The sequence below is a fragment of the Micromonospora sp. 4G55 genome (assembly GCF_016803375.1).
The window spans coordinates 1-5,026 of record NZ_JAEVHN010000462.1 but is presented as its reverse complement, the minus strand read 5'-3'; the positions used below and the strand labels follow the sequence as shown (position 1 = coordinate 5,026).

The window sequence follows — 5,026 nt, the reverse complement described above, 5'->3', positions numbered from 1 at the left end:
GTGAGCAGCCCGGCGACCAGGCCGGTGAGCAGGCCGGCCAGGGTGAGCAGGGCGAGCAGCACCCAGCCCCGGCCCAGGTCGGGCGCGGCCGGGGCGGGGACGAGGCGACCACGTCGACGGTCAGCTCGACCGGCATCCCCGGCGTGGCCCGGGTGCATCATCGGGGTACGCATCTCAGTTCTCCCTCCAGGTGGCGACCCACCAGCGGGTGAGCAGCCCGGCGACCAGGCCGGTGAGCAGGCCGGCCAGGGTGAGCAGGGCGAGCAGCACCCAGCCCCGGCCCAGGTCGGGCGCGGCCGGGGCGGGGGACGAGGCGACCACGTCGACGGTCAGCTCGACCGGCATCCCCGGCGTGGCCCGGGTGCCCGGCCGGGGCGCGAAGGAGTTGCTCACCACCAGGCACACCGTCGTGGCGGGGACGGGCGTGGCGCCGGGCGTCGGCGTGGCGCCGTCCTCCGTCGCCGACCAGCGCAGGCCCGCCGAGACCACGTCGGTACGCCCACTGCCGGCGTCCACCCCGCGGACCAGTTCCCGGCCGTCGGCGGCGGTGGCCCGCAGCAGCACCCCGTGGTCCGGGTTCACCGGTCGGTCCAGGGCCACGCTGACCGAGGCGCGCAGCTCCTGCCCCGGCCGCACCGGCACCCGGTACCAGCGGTGCTCGGAGAACGCCTCCCGGTCGCTGTACACGCCCGGGGCGAGCAGCGGCGCGTTCGCGCACTCCGCCGTGCCGCCGACCACGGTCGGCGCGGCGGTGTACGTCTCGTTAGCCCGATCCACCAGCTGCTTGATCCGGCCGGTCAGCTCGTCGGCGCTCTGCGCCGCCGTGTACGTGCCGCCGGTCGCGCCGGCGATGCAGAGCAACTGCCGGCGTACCTTCTCGTCCGGGGCCAGGCCGAGCGTGTCGACCACCAGCTTCGTGCCCTGGGCGGCCAGCTCGCGGGCCACCTCGCAGGGGTCCGGCGGGGCGCAGGTGTCCTCGCCGTCGGTGATCAGCACGATCCGCCGGGCGGTGGCGCCGGTGCCCAGGTCCTGGGCGGCGGAGCGCAGGGCCAGCCCGACCGGGGTGAAGCCGGTCGGCCGCAGGGTGGCCACCGCCGCCTTCGCCTGCACCCGGTCGACCGGACCGACCGGCACGATCTGCTGGGTGTCCAGGCAGCCCTGCTTCTTGTCCTTGCCCCGGTAGGTCGCGCCGAGCACCCGGATGCCGAGCTGGGTCTCCTCGGGCAGCGCGTCGACCACCTCGTTGAACGCCTGCTGGGCGACGGAAATCCGGCTGCGGCCGTCGATGTCCCGGGCCCGCATCGAGCCGCTGACGTCGAGCACCAGCTCGACCTTCGGTGGCTCGGCGGGCGGCTCCTCGTCCGCCAGGGCCGGCGCCGGACCGGTCAGCGCGGTGGCCGCCAGCAGTCCGATCAGGACGGCCGCCGGTCGTCTTTTGTTGATCATCGGGCGGAGTGTAGTGCCGTCCACTCTGGATGATCGATTGGGGCGGGTGGCGCCCCTCGGATCGCCTCTCGGCCTCCCGGCGGTGGGCGCGCGACTTCGGCGGGGCGTCCCGTCACGTACGGGTGGATCGGGTGAGGCGTCCGTGTGCTTCCCGTGCGCCGTCCCGGTGTCGGGTCCTCCGCCGTCCGTCAGGCGGCGTTCCTCGTGATCGGGCAGGAAATGGTACGGACCTACCCGTGCTTTACGGCAGACCGTCGACAGAATGGTGACCATCCGTCAATTGCCGAAGGTAAACCTCTCGCCCACCTTGGCATCGGTCGGAAATCTGACCCAAGTCGCCCCGTTGTGCCGGTGCCGAAGGGTGGTTAAGCTTTGTCTTGCGCGCCCCAATCGCCCGCTTCCCCCGTGGCAGGCGATCGGGGCGCGCTTCATTGTGTGCGCGCCGCCCCGCGCCGCAGGCGTCTTTCGCCCGGCCCGCCGCGCGCCGCCCCGTGCGGGGTCAGATCCAGCGGCCGTCCAGCCACATCCGCGCCGACCAGTCGTCGTACGGCAGCAGGTTGCCCACGAAGATCGGGTAGAAGTACGCGAAACAGAGCGCCACCAGCAGCACGTACGCGCCGACGATCACCCCGCCGATCAGCCGGCGGTCGTCGCCGCGCGCCAGGTCCGCGTCGGTCGCCGCGCCGCCCTCGGTCGGGGTGACGATCGCGCCCAGCACGTAGACCACGGCGAGGACCAGGAACGGCAGCGCCGGGGCGGCGTAGAAGGAGAACATCGTCCGGCCGTCGAGGGCGAACCAGAACCAGGGCAGCAGGCCGGCGGTGAGACTGAGCAGGATCGCCCCGGCCCGCCAGTCCCGCCGGGCCAGACCCAGCCAGGCGGTCGCGGCCAGCGCCGGCAGGAACGACCACCAGAGCAGCGGCGTGCCCAGCAGCAGGATCTCGGAGGCGCAGCTCGGCGCCCCGCACGCCCCGTCACCCGACCAGTAGAAGGCCACCGGTCGGCCGAGCAGCAGCCACTGCCACGGCCACGACTGGTACTTGTGCGGGGTCTCCAGGCCGGTGTGGAACTCGAACGCCGCCCGGTGGTAGTGGTACAGGTTGTTCAGCGCGCCGAGGATCGGGGTGTCGCTCAGCCCCGGGGTGTTGGGGTAGTGGGCGGCCAGCCGGTAGTAGCCGTCGTCGCCGAGCAGCCAGCCCGACCAGGTGGCCAGGTACGTCACGACCAGCAGCAGCCCGGCGAGCACCAGCCAGGGCAGCTCGTCGAGGAGCGCGTCGCGCCACGGGCGGCGTACCCCGGCGGAGCGCCGGACGCCGACCTCCCACAGCAGCGCCAGCAGCGCGAACGCCGGTACGAAGTACAGCGCGCTCCACTTCACCGCGCAGGCGCAGCCGAGCAGCACCCCGGCCGCCAGCCGCCACCACGGCCAGGTCCGCCAGCCGCCGGCCGGTCGCCCGGCCCGCCCCGGCACGGCCGGGTCGAGCCCGTCGTCCAAGGCCCGGGTCCAGCGCCGCCGCCGGGCGTCCCGGTCCAGCACCAGGGCGCCGAACGCGGCCAGCACGAACAGCAGCAGGAAGATGTCGAGCAGCGCGGTGCGGGAGAGCACCAGGTGGAAGCCGTCCAGCGCGAGCAGCAGACCGGCCGCGCAGCCCAGCGTGGTGGAGCGGAACATTCGGCGGGCGATCCGGGTCAGCATCAGCACCGACAGGATGCCGGCCAGTGCCGCCGAGAACCGCCAGCCGAACTCCGGGGCGGTGGTGAACAGGTGCCCCGGCACCGAGATGTTGTGCTCCTGGTCGGCGTAGCCGAAGGCCCACTCGCCGAACCCGATCAACCACTTGCCCAGCGGCGGGTGCACCACGTACGACGGGCCGTTGTCCTTGTAGTTCCACTCGACGCCCTTGTCGATCAGGCCGTAGCCGTCCCGGGCGTAGTAGATCTCGTCGAAGATCTTGCCCTTGGGGCTGCTCAGGCCGAGCAGGCGCAGGATCGCGGCGATCGCCACCACCACGGCGGTGGCGATCCAGGAGTTGACGTCCAGCCGGGCCTCGACGGTGGCGAGCCGGCGACGCACGACGGCCGGGACACCGCCCCCATCGGTGGGCGGAATGCCCTGGTCGGGTCCGGTCGCGTTCGCGCTCTGCGCTGTCGACGCACTCGTCACCCGGCGATCGTAGGCTCTGGAGGTGCCCGGTGGCGCCCATCGTCCCCGACATCGGCACGCCGATCGATGAAGGAGCGCTACTCGTGGGTGAAATGTCCGAGCCCGGGCGCCTGGTCCTGCTCGGCGCTCCGCTGGGCAACCCGGCCGACGCCTCCGCACGGTTCCGCGAGGTGCTCGCCACCGCCGACGTGGTGGCCGCCGAGGACACCCGCCGCCTCACCCGGCTGGCCCGGGACCTCGACGTCGCCGTGGGCGGCCGGATCGTCTCCTACTTCGAGGGCAACGAGGAGCGGCGTACCCCGGAACTGGTCGAGGTGCTGACCGCCGGATACCTGGTCGCGCTGGTCACCGACGGCGGCATGCCGAGCGTCTCGGACCCGGGCTACCGGCTGGTCCGGGGCGCGCTGGACGCCGGCGTGCCGGTCACCGCCGCCCCCGGCCCGAGCGCGGTGACCACCGCCCTGGCGCTGTCCGGCCTGCCCTGCGACCGGTTCTGCTTCGAGGGCTTCCTGCCCCGCTCGCCCGGCGGCCGACGGTCCCGGCTGCGCGCCCTGGCGGCCGAGGAGCGGACCCTGGTCTTCTTCGAGGCCCCGCACCGGATCGCCGGCGCGCTGGCCGACCTGGCCGCCACCTTCGGCGCCGACCGCCCGGCCGCGCTCTGCCGCGAGCTGACCAAGACGTACGAGGAGATCGTCCGCCGGCCGCTCGGCGAGCTGGCGGACTGGGCGGCCGAGGGCGAGCCGCGCGGGGAGATCACCCTGGTGGTCGCCGGTGCCCCGGAGCGGCCCGCGGAACGCCCCGACGACGACGTGCTGCGCGCCGCGGTGGCCGAACGCGAGGCCGCCGGGCTGTCCCGGCGCGACGCGATCAGCGAGGTCGCCGCCGGGTACGGGCTGCGCCGCCGCGACGTCTACACCGTGGTGCACGCCTGACCCGCGTCGGGCTCACCAGGCGGCGATCAGCATGCCCAGCGTGATCAGCACCGGCCCGCCGTACGCGCCGGCCGTGGCCCAGCGGCGCTGCCGCGCGTCGGCCAGCCGGGTCGCCCCGGTCCCGCGGGCGATGCCGGCCCCGCAGCCGACGACCACCAGCAGCCCGAGCAGCCAGCTCAGATGTCGGCCGAAGCCGGTGCCGACGTACGCGGTGTCGTCGCCCGCCCCGGTCATCCGCGCCGGCAGCGCCGTACCGGTGGCCCGGCGCTCGCCCGGCACCCCGCTGACCCGGACCCCGTGGGCCAGGAAGCGGCCCCGGTCAGCGAAGAAGACGCCCCGGCAGCGCTGGGTCAGCCCGCTCCCGGTGCAGTCCGTGATCACCACCGTGCCGGTGCTGGCGTGCCCGACCGCGAGCCAGAACGGCCCGGCGCTCACCCAGGCGAAGAAGGCGGCGACCAGGCTCAGCGCCACCAGCACCGCCAGC

The 5,026-nt window shown here is 74.3% G+C and carries 4 protein-coding genes and 1 pseudogene; 1 reads left to right on the top strand and 4 read right to left on the bottom strand.

Going from position 1 to position 5,026, the window contains the following annotated elements; all coding sequences use genetic code 11:
- The 3 genes and pseudogenes from JNW89_RS37825 to JNW89_RS27405 form a co-directional block, all read right to left on the bottom strand.
- Positions 1-154: pseudogene (locus tag JNW89_RS37825) on the bottom strand (alpha-1-antitrypsin); the annotation flags it as partial.
- 20 nt (positions 155-174) lie between these two features.
- Positions 175-1,446: a VWA domain-containing protein gene (locus JNW89_RS27410; protein WP_238451248.1), complete on the bottom strand. Its 1,272-nt coding sequence runs from the start codon at positions 1,444-1,446 to the stop codon at positions 175-177.
- 499 nt (positions 1,447-1,945) lie between these two features.
- A complete protein-coding gene (locus tag JNW89_RS27405; RefSeq protein WP_238451247.1) occupies positions 1,946-3,610 on the bottom strand; it encodes a phospholipid carrier-dependent glycosyltransferase in 1,665 nt (554 codons plus the stop codon).
- A 92-nt stretch (positions 3,611-3,702) separates the two neighbouring features.
- Here JNW89_RS27405 and rsmI point away from each other — a divergent pair, with 92 nt between their 5' ends.
- Positions 3,703-4,542, top strand: a complete 840-nt coding sequence (gene rsmI, locus JNW89_RS27400) for a 16S rRNA (cytidine(1402)-2'-O)-methyltransferase (protein ID WP_255541306.1) — start codon at positions 3,703-3,705, stop codon at positions 4,540-4,542.
- Positions 4,543-4,554: 12 nt separating this feature from the next.
- Here the strand turns inward: rsmI and JNW89_RS27395 are convergent.
- The coding region (locus tag JNW89_RS27395; protein WP_238451243.1) for a hypothetical protein at positions 4,555-5,026 on the bottom strand (472 nt) is incomplete at its 5' end.